At 44.2% G+C, this 25,518-nt stretch carries 18 protein-coding genes; 4 read left to right on the forward strand and 14 right to left on the reverse strand.

Annotated features, from left to right (window positions below; translation table 11 throughout):
• The first annotated feature begins 222 nt into the window (after positions 1 to 222).
• Positions 223 to 564 (forward strand): RidA family protein, encoded by a 342-nt coding sequence (locus B9T10_RS04405; protein WP_094537953.1) that lies wholly within the window; start codon positions 223 to 225, stop codon positions 562 to 564.
• Positions 565 to 611: 47 nt separating this feature from the next.
• Here B9T10_RS04405 and B9T10_RS04410 read toward each other — a convergent pair whose 3' ends face one another.
• The 6 genes from B9T10_RS04410 to B9T10_RS04435 form a co-directional block, all read right to left on the reverse strand.
• Entirely contained in the window at positions 612 to 5,768 is a 5,157-nt protein-coding gene (locus B9T10_RS04410) for an autotransporter outer membrane beta-barrel domain-containing protein (protein ID WP_094537954.1), read from the reverse strand.
• Between the two features lie 327 nt (positions 5,769 to 6,095).
• A complete protein-coding gene (ychF, locus tag B9T10_RS04415) occupies positions 6,096 to 7,187 on the reverse strand; it encodes a redox-regulated ATPase YchF (RefSeq protein WP_018121766.1) in 1,092 nt (363 codons plus the stop codon).
• Positions 7,188 to 7,204: 17 nt separating this feature from the next.
• On the reverse strand, positions 7,205 to 7,771 hold the full coding sequence (gene pth, locus B9T10_RS04420; protein WP_094488257.1) for an aminoacyl-tRNA hydrolase: 567 nt from the start codon (positions 7,769 to 7,771) through the stop codon (positions 7,205 to 7,207).
• A gap of 6 nt (positions 7,772 to 7,777) precedes the next feature.
• A complete protein-coding gene (locus B9T10_RS04425; RefSeq protein WP_008316579.1) occupies positions 7,778 to 8,392 on the reverse strand; it encodes a 50S ribosomal protein L25/general stress protein Ctc in 615 nt (204 codons plus the stop codon).
• 79 nt (positions 8,393 to 8,471) lie between these two features.
• Positions 8,472 to 10,715 carry a DNA topoisomerase IV subunit A gene (gene parC / locus B9T10_RS04430; protein ID WP_094537955.1) on the reverse strand — a complete coding sequence of 748 codons (2,244 nt, stop codon included), beginning with the start codon at positions 10,713 to 10,715 and terminating at the stop codon, positions 8,472 to 8,474.
• Positions 10,716 to 10,778: 63 nt separating this feature from the next.
• The gene (locus tag B9T10_RS04435) at positions 10,779 to 11,420 is read right to left on the reverse strand and encodes a protein-L-isoaspartate O-methyltransferase family protein (protein ID WP_094537956.1); all 642 of its coding nucleotides are present in this window, start codon (positions 11,418 to 11,420) and stop codon (positions 10,779 to 10,781) included.
• Between the two features lie 154 nt (positions 11,421 to 11,574).
• On the opposite strand from B9T10_RS04435, the gene glyA reads away from it, so the two are divergent.
• Positions 11,575 to 12,825, forward strand: a complete 1,251-nt coding sequence (gene glyA / locus B9T10_RS04440; RefSeq protein WP_008316575.1) for a serine hydroxymethyltransferase — start codon at positions 11,575 to 11,577, stop codon at positions 12,823 to 12,825.
• A 62-nt stretch (positions 12,826 to 12,887) separates the two neighbouring features.
• Here glyA and B9T10_RS04445 read toward each other — a convergent pair whose 3' ends face one another.
• Complete coding sequence (locus B9T10_RS04445) at positions 12,888 to 13,172, reverse strand: DUF2798 domain-containing protein (RefSeq protein WP_094492313.1); 285 nt, start codon at positions 13,170 to 13,172, stop codon at positions 12,888 to 12,890.
• 172 nt (positions 13,173 to 13,344) lie between these two features.
• On the opposite strand from B9T10_RS04445, the gene B9T10_RS04450 reads away from it, so the two are divergent.
• Positions 13,345 to 14,292 carry an AEC family transporter gene (locus B9T10_RS04450; RefSeq protein WP_008316573.1) on the forward strand — a complete coding sequence of 316 codons (948 nt, stop codon included), beginning with the start codon at positions 13,345 to 13,347 and terminating at the stop codon, positions 14,290 to 14,292.
• A 46-nt stretch (positions 14,293 to 14,338) separates the two neighbouring features.
• Here the strand turns inward: B9T10_RS04450 and carB are convergent, their stop codons facing one another.
• The 4 genes from carB to fabG form a co-directional block, all read right to left on the reverse strand.
• Positions 14,339 to 17,557, reverse strand: coding sequence for a carbamoyl-phosphate synthase large subunit (gene carB / locus B9T10_RS04455; RefSeq protein ID WP_008316572.1), 3,219 nt, complete (start codon positions 17,555 to 17,557; stop codon positions 14,339 to 14,341).
• Between the two features lie 15 nt (positions 17,558 to 17,572).
• Entirely contained in the window at positions 17,573 to 18,697 is a 1,125-nt protein-coding gene (gene carA / locus B9T10_RS04460) for a glutamine-hydrolyzing carbamoyl-phosphate synthase small subunit (protein WP_008316571.1), read from the reverse strand.
• Positions 18,698 to 18,918: 221 nt separating this feature from the next.
• The gene (ygiD, locus tag B9T10_RS04465) at positions 18,919 to 19,689 is read right to left on the reverse strand and encodes a 4,5-DOPA-extradiol-dioxygenase (protein WP_094537957.1); all 771 of its coding nucleotides are present in this window, start codon (positions 19,687 to 19,689) and stop codon (positions 18,919 to 18,921) included.
• 83 nt (positions 19,690 to 19,772) lie between these two features.
• A complete protein-coding gene (gene fabG, locus B9T10_RS04470) occupies positions 19,773 to 20,528 on the reverse strand; it encodes a 3-oxoacyl-ACP reductase FabG (RefSeq protein WP_094537958.1) in 756 nt (251 codons plus the stop codon).
• A gap of 248 nt (positions 20,529 to 20,776) precedes the next feature.
• Between fabG and B9T10_RS04475 the strand changes: the two genes are divergently transcribed.
• On the forward strand, positions 20,777 to 22,096 hold the full coding sequence (locus tag B9T10_RS04475) for a toxin-antitoxin system YwqK family antitoxin (protein ID WP_094537959.1): 1,320 nt from the start codon (positions 20,777 to 20,779) through the stop codon (positions 22,094 to 22,096).
• A gap of 18 nt (positions 22,097 to 22,114) precedes the next feature.
• Here B9T10_RS04475 and rluA read toward each other — a convergent pair whose 3' ends face one another.
• The 3 genes from rluA to B9T10_RS04490 are packed head-to-tail and all read right to left on the reverse strand — an operon-like array spanning position 22,115 to position 25,389.
• On the reverse strand, positions 22,115 to 22,774 hold the full coding sequence (gene rluA, locus B9T10_RS04480) for a bifunctional tRNA pseudouridine(32) synthase/23S rRNA pseudouridine(746) synthase RluA (RefSeq protein ID WP_094537960.1): 660 nt from the start codon (positions 22,772 to 22,774) through the stop codon (positions 22,115 to 22,117).
• A gap of 8 nt (positions 22,775 to 22,782) precedes the next feature.
• Entirely contained in the window at positions 22,783 to 23,688 is a 906-nt protein-coding gene (rarD, locus tag B9T10_RS04485) for an EamA family transporter RarD (protein WP_246782146.1), read from the reverse strand.
• A gap of 30 nt (positions 23,689 to 23,718) precedes the next feature.
• On the reverse strand, positions 23,719 to 25,389 hold the full coding sequence (locus B9T10_RS04490; protein ID WP_026165647.1) for a Na+/H+ antiporter: 1,671 nt from the start codon (positions 25,387 to 25,389) through the stop codon (positions 23,719 to 23,721).
• Positions 25,390 to 25,518: the final 129 nt, after the last annotated feature.

Below are 25,518 nucleotides of genomic sequence, written 5' to 3' on the forward strand. Positions count from 1 at the left end.
AATCATTACTGTTATATGAAACGCCGAGCATTTCCTTACCGTTGTATAGTGTAGGACACATCTTTCTTTTTTGTTGCTATCACAAAATTACTTTTATTAAAATTTTTATTCTTCCTAAATTTCAATTGGTTAACCTATGTCAAAAAATCATATTTTTTCTCACAATGTGCTGATGACATTTCATGCAAAATCTGTGGCATACTGAGCTTTTTGGAGGAAATCATGATTAAGCGCTTTAATATTGGCCCAAGAATGTGTGACGCAGCAATTTATAATCAAACCCTTTATTACACATCTGTTCCGTTGGTGAATGATGATTGCGCCTATACACAAATGAGCAGCATTTTAAAAGACATCGATGATGTGTTAGCAAAAAATGGCAGTGAGAAAAACAAAATTTTGGATGTGACCATTTTTCTCGTCAATCCTAATGATTTTGATGCGATGAATCGCGCTTGGGATGAATGGGTCGATGCTCAAAATCCACCCGTTCGCTGTACTGTTCAAGCAGGACTCATGCGCCCTGAATGGAAAATGGAAGTAAAAATTATTGCGGCTGTATAAAATATAATGTCCCTGAATCAAACATCAGGGACATCTATTTTTATCCATTAAAACTCATAACGATAACCAATATTGAGCTGTTTCTGATTAAAGCGCTGACCTTTGTTATAGTTCACGTTGAAATAAACGTTGTGCTGTTGACCAATTTTCGCATTGATTCCCACTTCATATTGCCACCAATGATCTTTCATCGAATAAGACTCACGGCTGTTGTTGAGCATAAAGTCCCCATCGTTTGAGAACTCTTTTAAATATGATGCTCGAGCATACACATTCACCGGGTTTTCAGATTTAAACTGATAACCAAGCTCAGCCCCCACGCGCCCTAACCAAGAATCACGGCTTTTCACTTTCACATTTAAGCCATTACTCGCTTTATACGTGCCGCTGCCAAAGTGCGTATAGGTCAATTGCACTTGGGGTGTGACATAGAAGTTTTGATCACCCTCTAAATAAAAACGCTGACCAACTTCTGCGGACAAACCATATAAATTCAAAGATGAATGACCACTGACATTCGCGCCTGCACTGTCTTTCACCCCAAATTTACTGCGCATATGGCCATATTTTAAGATGGTGTCCACATAAAAGTTTTGATCCGTCATATACGTTGCATACAAATAAGCATTGTAGTTTTTCAAGGTGCCGTCACCATCGCGATCCGCGGTTTGCACCTCACCTTTTGCCAAGTAGTTCGCCACTTTATGGAAATCTTGATCGCCATGCAAATAACTCACAGCGCCCCCAAAGTAAACGCGAGAATGCTCTAAATTCACCTGGTAATCCGCACCTAATTGCATTGAGTAATACTTCATGTTAAAACCTGACAATAAACCATTGCCGAAAGAATCTAACTTACCGCCATAAGCGCGCCCCCAAAGCCCAACGTGATTCTGTCCTTCTCGAAGCTCACCCATCCGATGTAACAATGTTTGCGTATCCACAAAGTTTGCTAAATAAGTGCTGACAATACTGTTAGCCGCAGCATCTGCCGTCGAAGATAATACCGGTCGATTCGGTCCCACAGGTTTACCCGGATCAACTGGCGGTGGCACATTTTGATCGAGTGCATAAAGCTCCCAATCTTTACCCTCATTGATTTGGCGCAACCCGAACTGATAGCCACCTTGTTCCACCGCATGAGACAATGCAAACTGTCCCGCTTGCCCACCGCTGTCAGTGGTGACCACCGTTAAGCGATCATTCACTGTCACATCAGATGCTGCATTGTTTTGCACATCTAAAGATTGTTGTGCCGCTGCATCTAATTGCCCAACAGATAAAAGATCACCTTTTTGCTGGCCAATGTCCGTATGCATTAAAATACTGCCTTGCCCAGCTAAAGTATCAGCGTGCACCACCACAAAATCTTCAAAAGGTCGCGTGGTGTCACTTTCACCGTTGAGTGAATGGAAGCCATTAATGATAACCATGCCATCATTAACCACATCCCCAACGGTTAAAAAGCCTTCTTCACCTGTTTGATTGATCACAACCATTTGGCTGTTTGAATCAATGCTAACGCCATCCACAGTACGATCTGTCACCGTTGTGGCATTGACCGCCAACAAGCCGCCATTGTTGATCGTTAAGTTTCCTGTGGATTGCGCGCCTTCATGCAAATAACTGAGGCCGCCCTCAACGACTGTATTGGTGATGATGCCTTCTGCCGCAACCTCTTGTTGCCCATAAATGGTTGAATCTATGGCATGCCCTGCATTACCTATATTTTGTGTGCCGCCTGCTGCAATCGTATTACCCGTGGCTGTACCGTCATTCACATTTTGAATGCCACCATTGTTGACGGTAGTTACAGTGGCTTGACCGCCAGCAGTGATGGTTTGTACACCACCTTGTTCAATGGTATTGCTGTTTGCCGTGCCACCGGCAACATTTTGCGTGCCAGATATATTATTATCTTGTGCAATACCTTGATGTTCAATGTTTTGCAAACCACCTGCATTGATCGTATTGCCCGTGGCCGTACCGTCATTCACATTTTGAATGCCACCATTGTTGATAGTGGTGGCAGTGACTTGACCGCCAGCAGTGATGGTTTGTATACCACCTTGTTCAATGGTATTGCTGTTTGCTGTGCCACCATTGATGTTTTGGGTACCAGAAACTTTAGAATCATTTACAACACCGTTGCTTGCAATATTTTGTGTGCTCCCTGCTGCAATCGTATTGCCCGTGGCTGTACCATCATTCACATTTTGAATGCCACCATTGTTGACAGTGGTTACAGTGGCTTGACCACCAGCAGTGATGGTTTGTACACCACCTTGTTCAATGGTATTGCTGTTTGCCGTGCCACCATTGATGTTTTGGGCACCTAACACCAAATTACTGTCCGCAATGCCTTTTTCATTGACATTCTGTACGCCACCTGCTGAAACAGTATTATAACTGGCATGCCCATCATCAATATTCTGTGTAGCACCTTCATGAAGCGTAGTATTCAATGCAGTGCCATTATCAGTCACGTTTTGCACACCATCTTGATAAATAAAATTGCCATCTGCCATGCCACCTTTAATATTTTGTGTACCTGAAATGGTGTTTTGCGTCGCATTACCATCTTTTTCTACATTTTGAATGGCATCAAAATTGATCTGATTTTGATCTGCGGTACCATTCACCACATTTTGTGTACCGCCATCATGCACTGTTGTGTTGCTCGCATGACCACCTTGTGTCACGTTTTGTATGCCATCTTTATAAATGTTATTGTCATTTGCAGTACCACCCGCAACATTTTGCGTCCCTGAAATCACATTCTGATTGGCCACACCACCTTGACCCACATTCTGTGTGCCCTCAAAATTGATCTGATTTTGATCCGCAGTTCCATTGATGATGTTTTGCGTACCGCCATCATGTACAGCCGTATTGCTTGCATGGCCTTGATTTGTAACAGTCTGCATACCATCTCGATAAATATCATTTTTATTTGCCGTACCGCCTGAAACATTTTGGGTGCCAGAGACCACATTATTGTTTGCAGTACCTTGTGCATTCACATTTTGAACGCCGCCCACATCAATTTTATTGTCCGTCGCGGTACCACCCGCATTGACATTTTGCATGCCACCATTGTTAATGACATTCGTATTCGCCTGCCCGCCCTGAGAAACATTTTGCACACCACCATTATACAATGTGTTGTTATTCGCAGTGCCGCCGGCAACATTTTGCGTGCCAGATATATTATTATCTTGTGCAATACCTTGATGTTCAATGTTTTGCAAACCACCTGCATTGATCGTATTGGTGATTGCAATGCCATCAATCACATGTTGCTCGCCGCCTTTTTCAACCATTGTTTGATTCGCTTGACCACCTGCGGTGATGATCTGCTTGCCGCCATCTTCAATGGTATTGTTGTTCGCCGTGCCGCCATTGACATTTTGTTGTCCAGAAATCGTATTATCCGTTGCAATACCATCTCGTACATTTTGTACGCCATTCTCTAACACCGTGGTTTGATTCGCTTTACCGCCAGCAATGATGGTTTGCTCACCGCCGCCTTCGATCATATTTTGATTGGCAGTACCGCCAGAAATGCTCTGGATCGCCCCATCTTTAATGGTGTTATTCGTTGCCGTACCATCGGCCACTTCTTGTTCGCCCTGTTTGGCAACGGTTGTATTTTCCGCATGCCCCCCTGCAATGATCCACTGTTTACCGCCATCATCAATCGTATTATTAATGGCTTGCCCACCGATCACTTGTTGCACACTTTCATTGCCAATGAAATTGTCCTCAGCAATGCTGTCACGAATCTCCTGAATCGCGCCATTGTAAGCCTTTGTATCTTTTGCATAAGCATTATTGAGCATTTGATGGGCACCATCGAGCGTTGTATCAGAAACTGATCCCCCTTTATCCACCATCTGGCGCGCAGAATCGGTTAAATAGGTTTGCTCTGCATGACCATCCTCATTGACAAACTGAATGCCGGTACCGCTCACATTGGTATTGCTTGCTTTACCACCTGAATTGACAATTTGGGCACCATGATCAAACTCACCTTTACCGGTACCGGTGACATTCGTGCCAATCGCTTGCCCGCCATTGCTGATGATTTGAAAACCACCTTGATTAATCTCATTTGTAGTGGCCACCGCGCCCTCACCACTGATGATTTGATGACCGCCTGAAATGGTATTTTGTTCCGCTTGCCCACCCGCATTAACATTTTGAATGCCGCCCTTTTCTACAGAGGTATTTTGCGCGGCGCCACCATTATTCACATTCTGTACCGCACCACTTTTGATGGTGTTATCAGTTGCTGTACCGCTATTAATATTTTGGGTTGCGCCATCGTTGATGACATTATCTTTGGCCATGCCACCATTAACATTTTGCGCGCCATCCACGGTATTGTGTTCTGCCAATCCACCTTCGAACACATTTTGCCAACCTGTCTTTTCGATCGTATTGTTATTGGCAATGCCATCTTTACGTACATCCTGCCATGAGTTGTCACCAATTGTGGTGTCATTGGCAACACCGCCATTCACATTTTGCCCCGCCACATTCGACAAATGCGTGCCATTGGCCGTTCCGCCTTGATTGATCGTTTGCCAGCCTAATTGAGTAATGTGGGCATCATTGGCAACGCCACCTTCATAAATCAATTGCAAACCATCATTGCGCACCGTCGTATGATTGGCGATGCCATAAACATCTTGATGGCTATTGTCCAACAAAGTTTGGTTGGCAACTCCATCTTTTTGAATCGTTTGACGACTGAGGTCATACAGCTCTGCATTGTCCGCACGTCCGCCAGCCTCAATGAACTGTTGACCCACATTTTCAAGACGCGTATTGGTGGCGAGCCCATCTTGACCAATCGTTTGTGTACCATGATAAATGGCCGATTGTCCATTGCCGAGCACAAGCATACCATTGGCCACGGCACCATCTGTGATGGTTTGCTTGCCGCCATTTTCAATCGTTCCATGCATTGAACTTGAGCCGGCTCCCGTCACTGTTTGCTGACCAAACCCCGTCACAATGCTGTGTTCTGCTTGCCCCCCTTGCTCGATGGTTTGAGGTCCATCAATGGTTTCACCACTTGAGATTTGTCCCGCACCTACCGTTGGCATGTATGCCAATGCCATGGGTTGTAAGCTTGATGCAATCAAGATGGAAGATAAAGCAAAACAGAGTTTAGTTTGTCGAAAGTTGGTTTTCATAGGTCGTCATCCATGGTCAATGTTGATCAATTGTGTGCCTCGGCCCATTATATTAAACTTTATTTTCTTAAACTTACATTATTTTACTTAATAAAAAGCAAAATGATTATGATCAAATAAAATAGAAATGGCCTGCAGATTTACTGCATAATTGATTGAATTTATAGATCAATCATGCATATATTGCTGTCTGATATTTTTAACAAATATTAACAGCTGTAGATATATCAGGATTTTCGCCCACGAATCATTAATAATTTCTATCAATTCACCCATTTCAGGCATAAAAAAACCGACCTTGTCGGTCGGCTTTTAATGCGTATTTTATTATACGTTGAATCTAAAGTGCATCACATCGCCATCTTGCACGATGTACTCTTTACCTTCTAAACGCATTTTACCTTTCTCTTTCGCGCCTGCCTCACCTTTGTAAGTGACATAATCATCATATGCGATCACTTCAGCACGAATGAAACCTTTTTCAAAGTCCGTGTGAATCACGCCCGCAGCTTGTGGCGCTGTGGAACCTTTTTTGATGGTCCATGCACGCACTTCTTTCACGCCTGCTGTGAAGTAAGTTTCTAAATTCAGCAATGAGTAACCTGCACGAATCACGCGGTTTAAACCCGGTTCTTCAAAGCCCATTTCCGCTAAGAAATCTGCCTTATCCTCATCTTCGAGTTCAGCAATGTCAGATTCGATTGCAGCACAAATTGGCACCACAAATGCACCTTCTGCAGCAGCATATGCTTCTACTTTGTCTAATAATGGATTGTTTTCAAAACCATCTTCATTGACGTTGGCAATGTACATAACAGGTTTGATGGTTAAAAATTGAAGATCGCGCACCAATAATTTTTCTTCATCATCTAACTGAATGGAACGAACGCTTTTGCCTTCATCTAACACAGGGATGATTTTTTTGAGCACCGCCACTTGTGCTTGTGCTTCTTTGTTACCACTTTTAGCCACTTTTTCAACACGATGTAAAAAGCGTTCAGCAGAGGCTAAATCGGCCAATGCCAATTCAGTGTTGATCACTTCGATGTCATCAATTGGGTCAATTTTACCGGACACATGGATGATGTCATCATTTTCAAAACAACGCACCACATGTGCAATGGCATCGGTTTCACGGATGTTGGCTAAAAACTGATTGCCTAAGCCTTCACCTTGCGATGCACCTTTCACTAAACCCGCGATGTCCACAAAATCCACAAATGTTTGTTGCACACGCTCAGGATTGACAATGTCCACAAGCGGTTGAATGCGCGTATCTGGCACCAACACACGACCCACATTTGGCTCAATTGTACAAAACGGGTAGTTTGCCGCATCAATGCCTGCATTTGTCAATGCGTTGAAAAGCGTTGATTTACCAACGTTCGGAAGCCCTACAATACCACACTGAATTGCCATAAATAATTCCTTTAAAGTTACTTCTTACGATGTAATTCGTTCATGACGGGTTCAAAATCACCTGCCACCATCGCAGATAAATGGCGTCTTGCCTCCCAAATGGCATCTTCCATCAATTTCTGATCCGCGCCCGATGCTTTTTTAAGCACATAATTTGCCACAAGTTTTGCATCGCCAGGATGCCCAACGCCGATGCGCAAACGGTTAAAATTATTCGAGCCTAGACAAGAAATGATGCTTTTTAAGCCATTGTGGCCACCATGTCCACCCCCTTGTTTGAGCTTCACAGCCCCCGGCGGTAGATCTAATTCATCATGCACCACTAAAATCTCTTCTGGCAGAATTTTATAAAAATGGGCCAGCGCCAAAACGGACTCGCCGCTTTTATTCATAAAAGTTTCTGGCTTCAAAAGATAGACTTTGTGGCCATCTTGCATCATCTCACCCACCAAGCCCTTAAATTTACTTTGATAGGACAATGGTGTCGATGCGATCTCATCAATAAACCAAAAACCCGCATTGTGGCGGGTTTCTGTATATTCGGGCCCAGGATTACCTAGGCCAACGATTAATTTCAATGTCATAGACAATTATGCTTCTTCTGTTGCCTCAGCAGCATCCGTTGCTTCTTCAGCGTCGTCAGCGATGCGTGGCGCTAAGATACCAGCAACTTGATCTTCAGCTGGCGTTAAGATTTCAACACCTGCTGGCGCTTTAACGTCAGCAACAGTGATGTGTGCACCCACAGCTAAATCAATGATGTCGATTTCGATTGCGTGTGGTAAATCTTTAGGTAAACATTCAACTTCAATCGCTGTTAATGCGTGAGTTAAAACGCCGCCGGCTTTAACGCCTGCTGCATCTTCTGCATTTAACAATACAACTGGAACCATTGATTTCAATTTTTCGCCCGCTTTAACGCGTAAGAAATCTAAGTGAGCCAATAAAGGTTTATATGGGTGACGTTGAACATCACGTAAAATTGCGCTTTCTGGTTTGCCATCGATTTCTACAGTCACGATGCTTGAGTAAACGTCTTCGTTACGGAAAACTGTCAATGCTTCGTTGTGGTTTAATACAATGCTTACAGCTTCTTGGCCAGCACCGTAAACAACCGCAGGAATCAACCCTTCACGACGTAGGCGGCGGCTCGCTCCTTTCCCCATGTCTTGGCGAAGAGATGCTTTAAAAATGAAATCACTCATTGTGAACTCCGATAATAGTTTGAAATAAAAAGTTTTTGACCGCGACCAGTCAAAAACATAAGCGCCACATTATAGCAATTTAATCGATATGCGCAATCTCTAATCGCGTAATTTTGCTGCCTTTTTTCACCTCTTTGCCGCGTTTTCCGCGCTCATCGATGAATTGCGCCCAGTCTTCTGGCTTTAATGTCATCTTCGCACGGCCAAAATGTAAAGTTAAAGTGTCATTGCGCCCAAGCATTTGTAAATCAAGCATTTGATCTTCGCCATTTTTAAACGCAGCTCCTGGAATCCCGATGATCTGATTGCCTTTACCTTTGGCTAAAACGGGCAATGCTTCAATCTCTGTGATCAACAAACGCCCTTTGTCTGTATAGGCCACCATGTAAGGTTTTGTCGCTTTATCCACTTTCATCGGGGCAAACATGCTCGCATCGCCTAAATTCACAATGGCTTTACCTGCTTTTTGACGGCTCAATAGCTCTGTATAATCCACCACAAAGCCATAACCGCTGTTTGCTGCCAATAAATATTGGCTATCCTCTTGATCACAAATGATTTGATTGATCACCGTATCGGCAGACAATGTAAAACGCCCACTCAAGGCTTCACCCATCGTACGCGCTGATGGCAACGTATGCGCCGCTAAACTGTAAGCGCGCCCCGTTTGATCAAAAAAGACCACTTGCTGATTATTGCGCCCAAAGGCTGAACAGAGGTATTGATCACCGGTGCGATAATTCATCTGTTTTGGATCAATCTCTTGCCCTTTCGCTGAACGCACCCAGCCCATTTTTGACAAAATGATCGTAATCGGATCACTTGACACCAACTCAAGCTCATCAATCGCCGCTGCTTGTGCACGCGTTACAATCTTCGTTCTACGCACATCGCCATACGCTTTTTGATCTTCTTTGATCTCTTGCTTAATGAGCGCCATCAATTTTTTAGGCTCATTGAGTAAGGTTTGTAGTTCTTGTTGCTGCTTTAAAAGCTCATCTTCTTCCGCTTGTAGCTTCATCTCTTCAAGCTTGGCTAAATGGCGCAATTTTGTCTCTAAAATCGCATTCGCTTGAATCTCTGACAATTTAAACTGCTCGATCAAGACGGCTTTGGGCTCTTCTTCAAAGCGGATGATGCGAATCACTTCATCTAGGTTCAAATATGCAATCATCAACGCTTCTAAAATGTGCAAACGCGCTTCCACTTTATTGAGCTGATGCTGCAAACGGCGCGTCACAGTATCGGTTCTAAAGGCGATCCATTCTGTCAAAATTTTCGCTAAGCTTTTCACTTCAGGGCGATCATTTAAGCCAATCATATTGAGATTCACACGGATGGATTTTTCTAAATCCGTCGTGGCAAATAAATGATCCATCACGCGATCACATTCCACACGATTTGAGCGTGGAATCAACACAATGCGCACAGGATGCTCATAATCCGATTCATCGCGAATGTCATCAATCATTGGCAATTTTTTCGCCTGAATTTGCTGCGCGATGTCCACTTGAATCTTTTCACCGGAAACTTGATATGGCAATTCTGTAATGACAATGTTGCCCTCTTCCATCACATATTTGGCACGCAAGCGAATGGAGCCTGTGCCTTGTGTATAAAGCTTTAATAATTCTGATTTGCTATTGACGATCTCACCGCCCGTTGGAAAATCGGGCGCAGGCACATATTGCATCAACGCTTCTAACGATAAATCCGGCTGATCAATGAGCGCACATACAGCATTGGCCACTTCAGTTAAGTTATGAGGCGGAATGTCTGTGGCCATCCCGACGGCAATGCCTGTCCCGCCATTTAATAAAATGTTGGGCAAACGCGCAGGCAAACGCACAGGTTCATTGAGCGAACCATCAAAGTTTGGCTGCCAATCCACCGTGGCTTCATTGGTCTCTTTGAGTAAAACATCCGCGTATTTAGAGAGTTTTGACTCAGTGTAACGCATCGCAGCAAACGATTTAGGATTGTCCAATGAACCAAAGTTCCCTTGCCCATCCACCAATGGATAACGGTATGAGAAAGGCTGTGCCATCAAGACCAAAGCTTCATAACAAGCGCTGTCGCCGTGCGGATGATATTTACCGATCACATCCCCCACGGTGCGCGCTGATTTCTTATGCTTTGACACTGCACTCAATCCGAGCTCGCTCATGGCATAAATAATGCGGCGCTGCACCGGCTTTAATCCATCACCCACATGCGGAAGCGCTCGATCCTTGATCACATACATCGAATAGTTCAAATAAGCTTCTTCTGCAAACTCCGCCATGGAGCGCACTTCAAAATTTTGTTGCGTAAATTGAGTCATAATTTTTTTCAGAAAATAGAAATCCCATCCTGTCAGACAAGATGGGATAAAAGTGAAGTTTAATTAAAATACAAATTGTGGTTGATCTTCAAATCCATGAAGACGTTCTAATTCCACTTCAAACAATGAATCTTCGCGGATTTGATCCAATTGATTTTGGAACACAATGCCGCTCGTCACTGTTTGATCCTGCATGCCTACAAATGCGAGCAAGCGACCGCCAGCAGTTAAGCCCTCGATCCATACATTTGGCACATTCAATACTGAACCCGTTAAAATGATCACATCAAAGCTCGCCTTTTCAATGGCAAAGGTTTTCACATCAGCGGTCACATATTCAACATTGTGAATGTTTAAAGACGCCGCAACTTGTTGGGCTTTTTGTGTGTAAGCATCGTTAATGTCAATACTTGTGACATGTTCACCGAGTGTCGCAGCTAAGGCGGCTAAAAATCCGCTGCCTGTGCCAACCACGAGAACTTTATCTGTGGGGGCAATGTTCACTTCTTGAAGAATGCGCCCTTCTAACGCAGGAAACAGCATCAAATCATCGCCGCCTAATGGCAATCTTGCTTCTGAAAATGCAAGCGGCTTTAATGCCTTTGCCACGAATTCATCACGGTTAACTTCATCAAATGCATTGAGCACTCGTTGATTTAAGACATTCCATGGACGGATTTGCTGCTCTATCATATTCAAACGCATATGATCTCTATTTTCCATAGTCATAATTACGCATTCCTCATTAATGGATCAAATAATCTAATTGTTCTTAAAATGGCGTTAGCTGTTGAAGGAAAAGTTTTTACACTCTACAATAACTACGCCTTTGCTTGGGTTATTCTATAGGAAAATCATCATGTTTGAAAATCTCGCGTTACACTCTTTTGATCCTGAACTCTTTGAAGCTGTTGAAAAGGAAGGACAACGTCAGGAAGATCACGTTGAATTGATCGCTTCTGAGAACTATTGTTCCCCACTTGTGATGGAACTTCAAGGCTCTAAACTCACCAACAAATATGCCGAAGGCTATCCTAACAAGCGTTATTATGGCGGTTGTGAATATGTGGACATCGTTGAAAGCTTAGCCATTGAGCGTGCAAAAACATTATTTGGCGCAGACTACGCAAACGTACAACCACATTCCGGCTCACAAGCAAACGGCGCAGTTTACCTTGCATTGGTTCAACCCGGTGACACAGTTCTTGGCATGAGCCTTGATCACGGTGGTCACTTAACCCATGGTGCAAAAGTTAACTTCTCTGGTCGTACGTACAACGCGGTACAATACGGCGTCGATGAAAATGGTCTCATCGATTATGATGAAGTGGAAAAATTAGCCATCGAACATCAACCAAAAATGATCGTGGCAGGTTTCTCTGCTTACTCTCAAATCTTAGATTTCAAACGTTTCCGCGAAATTGCTGACAAAGTGGGCGCGTACTTATTTGTGGACATGGCGCACGTTGCCGGTTTAGTGGCAGCAGGTTTATATCCAAATCCTATGGAATACGCAGACGTTGTCACCACCACCACACACAAAACATTGCGTGGTCCTCGTGGTGGCATCATCTTGGCAAAAGCAAATCCTGACATCGAGAAAAAATTGAACTCAGCGATTTTCCCAGGCATTCAAGGTGGCCCTTTAATGCATGTGATCGCAGCAAAAGCGGTGGCATTGTTAGAAGCGGCGCAACCTGAATTTGTAGAATATCAAAAGCAAGTGTTGAAAAATGCTAAAGCAATGGTGCGTGTGTTCCAATCTCGTGGCTTTGACATCGTGTCAAATGGCACAGAAGATCACTTATTCTTAGTGGATTTAGTCAAACACGGCATCACAGGAAAAGCGGCAGATGCTGCCCTTGGCAAAGCAAACATCACTGTGAATAAAAACACCGTGCCCAATGATCCACAATCACCTTTTGTGACATCAGGCATTCGTGTCGGTACGCCAGCGATCACAACCCGCGGCTTTAAAGAAGCAGAATCTGAATTACTCGCGAACTGGATGTGTGATGTGTTAGAAAACATCGATGATGAAGCACTCGCAGCGCGCGTTGCAGACAATGTGACAGCGCTTTGTCGTAAATTCCCAGTGTACGCAAAATAATTGCCAACACTTTAAAATATGATTTAAAAAGCCCTGTTGAGCAGGGCTTTTTCATGCTTTGATCACTGCATTTGTGGTGGTAATTTCACCAACTTCATGGCCAATTTACGCGCTAGAGGCAACACCACTAAAATGGTGGGAAAAGCGATCATCCATGAAAACATCCACACACTCACCCACGGGCTAAAGACATGAAAACCGAGCCCTAAACTTCTGACCATACTCACAAACGAGATCACCCCACTCATGATGAAGGAGACCATAAACGGAATGACCACCACCAATGCTTTCATCGGGAGTTTTGGCACGCCAAAAATCAAAGTGTCTTTAGATGCGTTGTTCGCCATAATTTGAACCTACAGAGTGTAAAGATAATAATTTAACACAGCGTAACTTATTGCTCAATCGTCCTGCATCGCCCTCTGAAAATATCCCTCGCAAAAAGCCCCATGCATCTAAAAACTAGTGCTATAGTATTCTCTCATAACCATAAATCATAATTTTTGCGCGAGTTGTCCAATGATTTTCTTCACCACCCTCACTTCCGTTTCCGTCATGGCTGCGATGATGATCGTCGGCGTATTATTGCGCCGTGCCTACGGTTTAACCCTTGAATCCCAACGCTTAGTTGTGGCGCTGATTGTCAATGTTGGCTTACCTTCGATTGTGCTGTCGAGCGTGTTTAACTTTGAGCTTGATGCCACGATGATGAAGCAGATCCTCACCATTTTTGTGCTCTCTGTCATCATCAATGCAGGCGGGATTATTTTGGCGCGCTTTTTAGCGAAAAAGTATCTTAAAACTGCCGAAAAGCAAGCGAATGAACTGGCCATCGCCGCCACACTTGGCAACACGGCTTTTATTGGCATTCCACTTTGCTATGTATTGTTAGGGGCGCAAGGCGCATTGCTTGCGGCGATCTTTGATGCGGGGTTAGATTTTGTGATCTGGACATTGTGCATCTATTTATTGCAGCGTGATAAAGGCTTTCGCTTACGCAATTTAGCAGCGATGATCAACATCCCATTGCTCGCCATTGTCATTGGCTTAACGCTTGGCGCATTACAATTTGAAGCCCACGATGGTTTAAAGCAATTGACCAAAGCGTTAGCAGGGTTAGCGAGCCCCATTGGCATGATCTACATTGGCATGTTGATCCCTGACTTATGGAAAATGATCCGTGACATTGATGTCAAACGCGTCACTTATGGCGTCATCTTTAAAATCCTGCTGTTTCCACTCTTAGCCTTTGGTTTCATTCTACTGTTACCGATTGATGACATTGTCATTAAAGTGCTCCTCATTCAAGTGACGATGCCAACCTTTACCTTAGCCTCCGTACTCTTTCAGCGCTATGGCGCAGATGTAAACTTTGGCACTGCGATGACTTTGATCTCTGTGATGGCATCTTTAATCACCATTCCATGCATGCTCTATTTGCTCCATTTGATTGGCTTAAATTTCTAGTATAAAAAAAGCTCCGCAATGCGGAGCTTTTTGTTCAGTCAATGACTTATTTTTTGCTTTTAGCAATGTGATCATGCAACTCTTGCACTGAGTACACATCCATCATGAACATACTTTTCACGCCTTCACTCACTGCTTCACCGCCCGCTAATGTGGTGTATAAAGGAATGCGTTGATTCAATGCACTGCGGCGGATGGAGTGACTGTCTTTCACTGCTTGCGCATCACTCACCACGGTATTGACAACCACAGCGATTTCACCATTTTTGATGTAATCGATGATGTGTGGGCGGCCTTCTGCCACTTTATGGATGGTTTGTACAAAGAAACCTTTATCCGTTAAGTATTGCGCCGTTCCACGCGTTGCACACAAGCCGTAACCCTGTTCTTGGAAGTTACGTGCCATGGTTTCTAAATAAGGTTTATCGGCATCACGCACAGAGATGAAGACTTTACCCACTTTCGGTACACGTTCGCCCGCACCTAATTGCGCTTTTAAGTAAGCTTCAGAGAAAGTTTTACCCACGCCCATCACTTCACCGGTTGAACGCATTTCTGGCCCAAGGATGACGTCTACGCCTGGGAACTTCATGAATGGGAACACCGCTTCCTTCACAGAGTAATAATCAGGAATCACTTCTGTGGTGAAGTTTTGTTCTGCTAAAGAGATGCCTGCCATTGCGCGCGCTGCAATTTTCGCTAAAGGCACGCTGGTGGCTTTACTCACAAATGGTACAGTACGCGATGCGCGAGGGTTGACCTCTAACACATACACCACATCATCTTGCACGGCAAATTGCACATTCATCAAGCCCACAACATTCAATGCCTTGGCCATCGCTTTGGTTTGACGGCGAATTTCATCTTGAATCTCTGCACTCAAAGAATAAGGTGGCAATGAACAACCTGAGTCACCTGAGTGAACACCCGCTTGTTCCACGTGCTGCATGATGCCGCCAATCACAACTTCTTGACCATCAGACACACAATCCACATCCACTTCAATGGCGTGATTTAAGAAGAAATCCAACAATACAGGACTGTCTTCAGACACTTGTACGGCTTCATTCATATACGTGCGCAATTCATCATCTGAATGCACCACTTGCATTGCGCGGCCACCTAAGACATAAGATGGGCGCACAACAAGCGGATAACCCACTTCGTTTGCCAACACAATGGCTTCTTCTTCATTGCGCGCAGTGCGGTTTTCTGGCTGACGTAATCCTAAATCATGCAATACTTTTTGGAAACGTTCACGATCTTCTGCCGCATCAATGCTGTCTGCAGATGTTCCGATGATGTTCACACCGTTTTCCACCAAAGCATTGGCCAATTTCAATGGTGTTTGACCACCATAATGCACAATCACGCCATAAGGTTGTTCAACACGCACGATTTCTAACACATCTTCTAACGTCAATGGTTCGAAATATAAACGATCTGAGGTGTCAAAGTCTGTGGACACGGTTTCAGGGTTACAGTTCACCATGATGGTTTCAAAACCAGATTCACGCAATGCTAAAGAGGCATGCACACAGCAATAGTCAAATTCAATCCCTTGACCAATGCGGTTTGGGCCACCGCCAAGGATCATAATTTTTTTCTTATCCGTTGGGCGCGCTTCACACTCTTCTTCATACGTTGAGTATAAATAGGCTGTGTCTGTGTCAAACTCAGCGGCGCACGTATCAACGCGCTTATACACAGGATGTAATTTAAGGGCAAAACGTGCATCACGCACTGCTTTTTCAGAAACATTCAACAATTGAGATAAACGTTTGTCTGAAAAGCCTTTACGCTTCAAGCGGCGCATGGTGGCAAAATCTAAATCTGCCAATGTACCCGCTGCAACTTTAGCTTCTTCTTGCATTAAATCTTCAATTTGCATCAAGAACCAAGGATCGATGGCACACACGTCAAAGATCTCTTCTTTGCTCATGCCAATACGGAATGCATCTGCCACATATAAAATACGTTCAGGACCTGGGTTCACCAACTCACGCAAAATCACAGATTTGTCTGTCGTACGTGGGTTAAAGCCACACAAACCTGTTTCTAAGCCGCGCAATGCTTTTTGCATGGATTCTTGTAATGTGCGACCCATCGCCATCACTTCACCCACGGATTTCATTTGCGTGGTTAAGCGATCATCCGCCGCTGGGAATTTTTCAAACGCAAAGCGTGGAATTTTGGTCACAACATAGTCAATGGAAGGCTCAAAAGATGCCGGTGTACGACCACCTGTGATGTCATTGCTCAACTCATTTAATGTATAACCGACTGCCAATTTAGCAGCCACTTTCGCAATTGGGAAACCTGTGGCTTTTGATGCCAATGCAGATGAACGTGATACACGTGGGTTCATCTCAATGACGATCAATTCACCATTGGCAGGATTCACGGAGAACTGAACGTTCGAGCCGCCGGTATCCACACCAATTTCACGCAATACCGCTAAACTTGCATTACGCATGATTTGATACTCTTTATCCGTCAATGTTTGCGCAGGTGCAACGGTGATGGAGTCGCCTGTATGTACGCCCATTGGGTCAAAGTTTTCAATCGAGCAGATGATGATGGCATTGTCCGCTTTATCGCGCACCACTTCCATTTCGTACTCTTTCCAGCCCAAAACAGATTGCTCAATCAATAATTCATGTGTCGGTGATGCATCAAAGCCGCGCTCACAAATCGCCATGAACTCTTCTTTATTATAAGCAATACCGCCGCCTGAACCACCCATTGTGAAAGATGGACGAATCAATGTTGGGAAGCCCACTTTCGCTTGTGCAGACAATGCTTCATTCATGCTGTGGCAAACATAAGATTCTGGGCATTTTAAGCCGATTTTTTCCATCGCTTCTTTAAAACGGCCACGATCTTCTGCTTTATCGATGGCATCTTCAGAAGCCCCGATCAATTCCACATTGTATTTTGCCAACACGCCATTGCGGCTTAAGTCTAAGGCGCAGTTTAATGCTGTTTGACCGCCCATGGTGGGTAAAATGGCATCTGGGCGTTCTTTGGCAATAATTTTTTCAACGGTTTGCCATAAAATGGGTTCGATGTATGTCACATCTGCCATTTCAGGATCCGTCATGATGGTCGCTGGGTTTGAGTTCACTAAAATGACGCGGTACCCTTCTTCACGCAACGCTTTACACGCTTGTGCACCTGAGTAGTCGAATTCACAAGCTTGACCGATGACGATCGGGCCTGCACCAATAATTAAGATGGATTTTAAATCTGTACGTTTAGGCATTTCTCTCTCCTCGGATTACTTTGCGCTCATGGCATCGATGAACTGGTCAAATAGGTAGGCCACATCATTTGGGCCCGCGCTCGCTTCAGGGTGTCCTTGGAATGAGTAAGCCACTTGATCTTTCAGGCTGATGCCTTGGATGGATTGATCAAATAAAGAACGGTGCGTCACTTCAACACCTTCAGGCAAGCTTGCTTCATTCAATTGGAAACCATGATTTTGACTCGTAATCATAACTTTTCCTGTGGATAATTCTTGGACAGGATGGTTGGCACCATGATGACCAAACAACATTTTTTCTGTTTGTGCGCCTAAAGCTAAACCCAATAATTGATGACCTAAACAGATGCCAAAGATTGGTTTTTTCGCCGCCAAAATCTCTTGAATCGCTTTGATGGCATAATCACAAGGTTCAGGATCGCCCGGGCCGTTGGATAAAAATACACCATCTGGATTCATTGCTAACACTTCACTTGCGGGCGTTGTGGCTGGCACCACCGTTAAACGGCAACCACGCTCTGCAAGCATACGCAAAATATTGCGTTTGACACCAAAGTCATACGCCACCACATGATATGGCTGTTTGATGTCTGTGTGGAAAGATTCACCTAAGCGCCATTCGCCTTCGGTCCATTCATAGGCTGCATCACAAGTGACTTCTTTTGCCAAATCAAGGCCAGCCATTGAACCAAAATCTTGCGCTGCTTTTTGTGCCGCTGCAATGTCAGGATTGTGACCGGTGACAATGCAACCGGCTTGTGCACCCTTCTCACGCAATCGGCGTGTTAAGCGGCGCGTATCAATGTCAGCAATCGCCACAACATTGTGACGCTTTAAATAATCTTCTAAGCTTTCAGTATTGCGAAAGTTACTCGCTAAAAGTGGTAAATCGCGAATGATCAAACCAGCAGCATGCACTGAATCAGATTCCTCATCCTCACGATTCGTCCCTGTATTCCCGATGTGCGGATAAGTTAATGTGATCATCTGTTTTGTGTAAGATGGGTCGGTTAAAATTTCTTGGTAGCCTGTCATTGAAGTATTGAACACCACTTCGCCGACTGTTTGACCCTCTGAGCCAATGGCCGTGCCGTGAAACGTGCTGCCATCTGCTAAAACCAATAGTGCTGGTATCGTCATTGTTGAATTCCTATCTCATGTGTTACATCATTTTTTTTGGGCAAAAAAAAACACGCCACTCTCAAACGAGGAGAGATTTACGTGCTTTGTGACATAGCTTCTCATGCCATAGAAGCGACTTATGATAACGAGGGATGGCGCTTTATACAAACACTTTTTTAACAAAAATCAAATAAAGTGATAAAAGTCACCAAAAAACAAACGTCTATGGCATAAAAAAATCATTTTGTACTACGCCAGACAAAACTGGTCATCGTTAAGGTTTCTAAGGCAATGTCTTGATTGAAAATTTCTAAGTCATCGGTCGCATCGGTTGCGCCAAGGGCGGATAAAAATGGATAGAAATGATCCGGCGTTGGCGCAGCTAAATGAAAATCAGGATGTGTGGCTTCTAGGGCTAAAATCCCCTCAATGTCACGCTGTTTAGTCAATTCCACCACTTGATCATCAAAATCTTTCACCCACGGACGTGATTGCATCTGCCCAATTTTATAAAGATTATGCACGATGTTGCCAGAACCAATGATCAAAATCTTTTGTGATCTGAGCACTTTTAAACGTTCACCTAGCGCATAATGGGCAGCACTTTTTTGGTTGGCATCGACGCTCACTTGCAACACAGGAATGTCTGCCTTTGGTAACAAATGACACAACACACCATAATTGCCATGATCATAACCCCATTGATCACTCAATTGCGCCATCGGCAATACATTCGCCGTTGCATCTCGAATATTAAGGTCATTCACAGCAGGATAAATGTAGTCATAAATCTCTTTTGGAAAGCCGCGCATGTCATAAATCATTTTTGGCTGAGGTTCCTTGGTGACTTTTGTGCCTTCTGTATACCAGTGGGCAGAGAGCATCACAACGCCTGCAATGTCCGTTAATGTCTCCCCAAGGGCGCGCCAATTGCGTGTCCATGCGTTGTTTTCAATGATGTTCATCGGGCTGCCGTGGCCGATGAATAAAACTGGGGTTAAATGACTCATAAACACTCCAAAGAAAAAAAGACCAATAATCATAAATCATTGGTCGAAGGAAGGATTCATCATTAGTTAAAGTGTCTAAATATTTACAACAATGCCTCAGGTGATTCAGGCAGAATTTGACCGCCATCCACAATGATCGTTTGTCCTGTGATGAACTTTGCCTCTTTTGAGGCTAAAAACGCCGCAGCATATCCGATGTCTTTTGGTTCACCTAATGTATGTGTCGGAATTGTCGCTTTCATTTGATTGAGGTAGGTTTCGCCTTGGGCGGCTAAACCTTCCGTTAAAATGTTGCCTGGCATCACGGCATTGACGGTAATGCCAAAGCGCGCATATTCAAGGGCTGCACTTCGCATAAAGCCTAATTGTGCCGCTTTTGATGCGCCATAATGGCTCCAACCCGGAAAACCTGTGATTGCACCTGTAATTGATGAAGTGATTACTACGCGCCCATATTGCTGTTTTTCCATCGTTTTTAATGCACGCTGCACCACAAAGAACATCCCTTTGACATTCACAGATTGCATCAAGTCCCAATCTTGCTCCGTCATTTCATCTAAGGTTGCTTGCGGGAAAATGCCAGTATTTGAACAGACGATGTCAATGCGACCATGCTTTTTTAAAATCTCATCAAAACATTGATGCACCGCTTGTTGATCCGTCACATCCATTTTAATGAATTCACCATGAATGACTGCAGCACTCTTAGTGCCTGCGACTTCATCAATATCTGCGATGATGACATGTGCACCCGCTTGCGATAATGCCTCGCTGATGCCTTTACCAATACCTTTTGCGCCGCCTGTGACCAGCGCGATTTGACCTGTTAATGCAAACATCATCGCCTCCTCATTATTTTATGATTAACCTGTGATCTTAGAGGAAAAACAAAACATTCTCAAAGGGTGAGAGAAAATTTCTGCGAAAAATCAAATTGAACAAGGATATTCTATCATTTAAAGGCTAGTCCATTGTCTTTACTGAAAAAATGTGCACACATATCCGAGAAATTTTGCCACTATGAAATCTTCGCCATTTTGCGGTAAACTGCATGAACAAACATTATGAATAACCGATAGGAATGATTATGACATATAAGAAAACGGCTTTATCCATTGCATCTCTGCTTATTTTAGGCACATTTTCCTACGCACAACAAACGCCCACAGAATTAGAACCGAATGGCATCATCGCCTATTTTGCTGAAGATGGCACATTATTACCAAGCCGCGAAGGCAGTGAATATTATCGTCACTTTAAAGATGTCGTCAGCGGCTGTTATTTGGTGCAAGATTTTTATAGCCAAAATGATCAAAAACAAACCGATCCCATCTGTTTTATGGACCCAGGTGAATTGCAATCTTGGTTCCCACAAAGCCTATATGGCCCCCTAACCTTCTGGCACAAAGATGGCACAAAAGCGCAATCCGGTTATAGCCAACAAGATGGCGGTGGCAATGGCACATGGACCACATGGGATCAAGATGGCAATGCCTCTGATTATGAATTACAAAATGGTGAATTGATCGTCAGTTATTTTGATGAAAATGGCAACCGCCAATCGAATGCCGTAGATGGCGGCACATTCCGCACGATTCTCTCTTATGATGAATCCTCGGACAGCTTCTTAGTGGCAGATTATTTCACAGACACCCGCACCCGCCAAATGGATCCTGTGGTGATTGCGCGTGAAGATTTATTGCGCTGGAACATCGAGAACCGCGAAGGCACGTATGTTTATTACAACGAAGCCCAAGAGATCACTGCACAAGAAGAGTATGCACAAGGTAAACTCAATGGCACCGTGACTTTCTGGTATCAAGACACAGGATTGCCTGCGCAAAAAATGGAAGAGATCAACTTTAAAGATGGTCAGCAAGAAGGCTTATATGTGAGCTGGTACCCAAATGGTTATCCACAATATCGCATCAACTTTACCGACATGGGCATTGACAGCGTTGCATGCTGGGATGAAAACTTTGTGGCCGGTACAGAAGATGAATGTATGGCGCGCTTAACTGGCGCCGCCGAAGCCGCTGAAGTGGAAGCGAATGCCAATGATGAGATCAATGATGATTTAGATGTCGAGATCATCATTCCATCTGATCAAGTGGTCACGCCAACTGTTGAAGATCAAAGCGATTTAGAAGATGCCATCACACCTGATGCCACTGTTCTTTTCCCACACGATGAGGACAATCGCATTTTGATTGATGATGCCGATGAAGCGTTTGATTCAGCCGTTGATACAACAGAAACAACGCCAGCTTTGACCGATGAAGAAGAGGCGGCAGACATTGAAGCGGTTGAAGAAGCCGATGATGTCCAAATCCCCAATCAGCCAGAACCTGAAACAGAAGGCAAACGCATTTTGCGCTCCCTTAATAACATTTTAGAAGCGCTCTAGCCTTCTCATCATTCTGATTTAAGCAAAAGGCGGCGGCGCAACAAACCGCTGCCTTTTTTGTGTGATCGGATGGGTGAATGCCAATTCTGCGGCATGTAAATGCAGGCGGTTTTGCCCTTTTAATGCAGATGGATGCGCATAAAAACGATCCCCTAAAATGGGATGCCCAAGAGATTGCATGTGCACGCGCAATTGATGGGATCGCCCCGTCACTGGAATGAGCTCCACTAAACTATTGCCATCGATGTCTTCATTTAATACCCGATAATGGGTCAATGCATCTTTCCCGCGTTCAAAACAGACCATTTGCTTTGGGCGATTTGGCCAATCACAAATGAGCGGCAAATCAATGCTGCCCGTCTTCTCTTCAAAAATCCCATACACTTTGGCAATGTAGGTTTTCTCTGTTTCCCGCTCGCGAAATTGGCGCTTTAATTCCCGCTCACTCTCTTTATGCAGCGCCACCACCATTAAGCCACTTGTGGCCAAATCTAAGCGGTGCACAGTTTCAGCCTCCGGAAATTCCCACTGCACGCGCGTTAAAATACTGTCCCAAAGCTCTGCGGGCTTGCCTGGCACACTCAATAAATCATGCGGTTTATTGACCACTATAATGTCGCGATCTTGATATAACACCACAAGCCAAGGATCAATGGCAGGGTCATAATAATAATCCATAAAACTCTCTAAACAGCTTTGAGTAAGCGCTGCTGCGCTTGATAACGTTGATATTCTGACACAATGAAGATGCCAACGGCCACCCACACAATCATAAAGCCAATTAAACGCATGATGCTCATCGATTCGCCAAAAAAGATCAAACCATTGATGAGTTGTAAGGTCGGGGAGGCAAATTGCACAATGCCCACTAAGGACAATGGGATCTTTTTCGCGCCTTCTGCAAACAATAACAGCGGAATGGTGGTGACTGCACCTGATAAAATCAGCAGCGTCATGGGCAAGGCTGACAATTCAAAAAAGACAATGTGATCCGTGATCATCGAATAGCTCAAATAACTCACGGCAAATGGCAACATGAAAAACGTTTCAAAGGCAATGCCTGTTAACGCCCTCACAGGATATTTCTTTTTGAGTAAGCCATAAAAGCCAAAGGAGCTCGCTAAGATCAGCGCCACAAATGGCACCGTGCGGCTTTCGATGGTGATCCAAACAATCCCCATGATGGCAATCACGATCGCAAAAAAATGGGCACGCGATAAACGCTCTTTTAAGATCATGCGCCCAAGTAAGATGCTAAAAATTGGCGTAATGAAATAACCTAAACTGGCATCAATCACGCGATCATGCGTAATTGCCCAAAGATAACTGAGCCAATTAAAAAAGAGTAGCTGAGATGTGATAAACAGCATCAACACAAGCTTACGCTCTGTTAATACTGCCAGCACGCCACGCCAATCTTTTAATAAGGTCGTGATCAACACCACAAAGATCACCGACCACACAATGCGCTCACTCATCAATTGCGTTGAGCTCATCATCCTCAGTGAATACCAATATAACGGGAAATTGCCCCACATGATGTAACACAGCAATGTATAGACAATGCCCTTTTTGTATTCACTTTGATTCACAGCTTAACCTAATGAGTGACGAGCGAAATTCTATTGCTGTTCGCGACCAGCCAATATTGTCTCCAATAAGTCTAAATCATAACGCAATTTATTCGCTGTTTCTTCACTAATTTTACGCGTGGTTTTAAGACGCGTTAATTCTGCCCGCTCTGCACGAATCGCCGCAAGACGAAAGCGCAACTCAACTGAATCATAATATTCTGTTTCTGCATCCGTAATGCCAAGGGATTGGCGAATGTCTCGCGCCACATGGTTGTGAATGTCAGAGATGTGCTGCGGATCCACTTTGATTTCATTGTTGCTGATCAAGCGAGTTTCCAGCGTTTGTAAACTCGACAAGGCCACTTGTTGCATGGAAGCTTTTGCGATCTTGATTTCATGGTCAAGCTCATCATCGTCTGCAGAGAAGCCTTTTAACAAAATCGGTAAAATCACAATCGCCACAATCAAGGAGATCAGGATCACACCAATGGCTATGAAGATCACTTGATAACGTGCTGGCACAGAAATGATCGTGGGCGATGTACTGATGTACAACGGAATCGACAATGCTGCCGCTAATGTCACCGCACCGCGCACGCCTGCAAACGTCATGATCACCAATTCACGCACGCTCAAATCTTCAAAGCCCCATTTTTTGTTCTTGCGCCAAAAAAAGACTTTCTTTAAATGCTTCATGGCCAATAACCATAAAAAACGCACCAACATCAACATGCCGTACACGATGAAAATGTCAGACACTAAACTCACAAAGTTTGTATCGCTGTCTGTGGTGATGCGCTCAATGGAGTACTCCACAATGCCAGGAATTTGCAAACCAAGCATCAAGAATACAATGCCGTTTAACAAGTACTCTAACACCGACCAAATGCTGTTCGCTTGAAAGCGCATCTCGATGGACACGTCACTCATGGTATTGCTATACGTCACCGTCATCCCGGCCACAACCGCGGCTAAAATGCCTGATGCACCGATGTGCTCAGCCACGGCATACACTAAAAATGGTAACAGCAATAAAAAGATCATTTGAATGGCGGTTTCATCGCCCTGTAAACGGCTCAATGCACGCACTAAACGCACATATACCCACGTCACCACTAGACCAATCAACACACCGCCACCGGCCATTAATAGGAAGTTGACGCCCATTTCGGCATAATCTGTGGTGGTTTTAAACACCATCGTGCCCATAATGATGGCCACTGCATATTTTAAAGAAACCAGCGCAGAGGCATCATTAAGGAGCGCTTCCCCTTCTAAAATCTTATTCATTTTTTTAGGTAAACGCCCTTTACCCACAATGCCTGACAATGCCACAGCATCAGTTGGGGATAAAACGGCAGCAAGGGCAAAGGCTACAGCTAATGGCACCTCAGGCATCAATTTCGGGATGAATAAGCCTAAACCTAACACCGTCACAAACACTAAAAAGAGCGCTAAACTCATGATCTCCCAACGAGATTGCATGAACTCATAAAATGGCATCCGACGACCATCAGCAAAGATCAATGGCGGAATGAACAGAAACAGAAACAGATCCGGATCAAATTCCACATGTAAACCAAAAGATGGAAAGGCAATCGCCGCCCCAATGATGATTTGCAACACAGGCAGTGGTAATTTGATGGGTAAGAGTCGTCGGATCACATCCGAGAGCGACACCATGGTGATCAGTATTAATATTGTGTAAAAAATTTTCATCTGTCGTCGGTTCTTTTCGCTTTACTTGATTGTCAGAATGTAAAGATTGCCAAGGCAATTTTACGACTTATCCTTTCAGTATAAGATATGCACACCCTTTATGATGAACTATCGTTGGTGAAAAATTAA

This window comes from Wohlfahrtiimonas chitiniclastica (assembly GCF_002252325.1).
Lineage (GTDB): Bacteria > Pseudomonadota > Gammaproteobacteria > Cardiobacteriales > Wohlfahrtiimonadaceae > Wohlfahrtiimonas > Wohlfahrtiimonas chitiniclastica.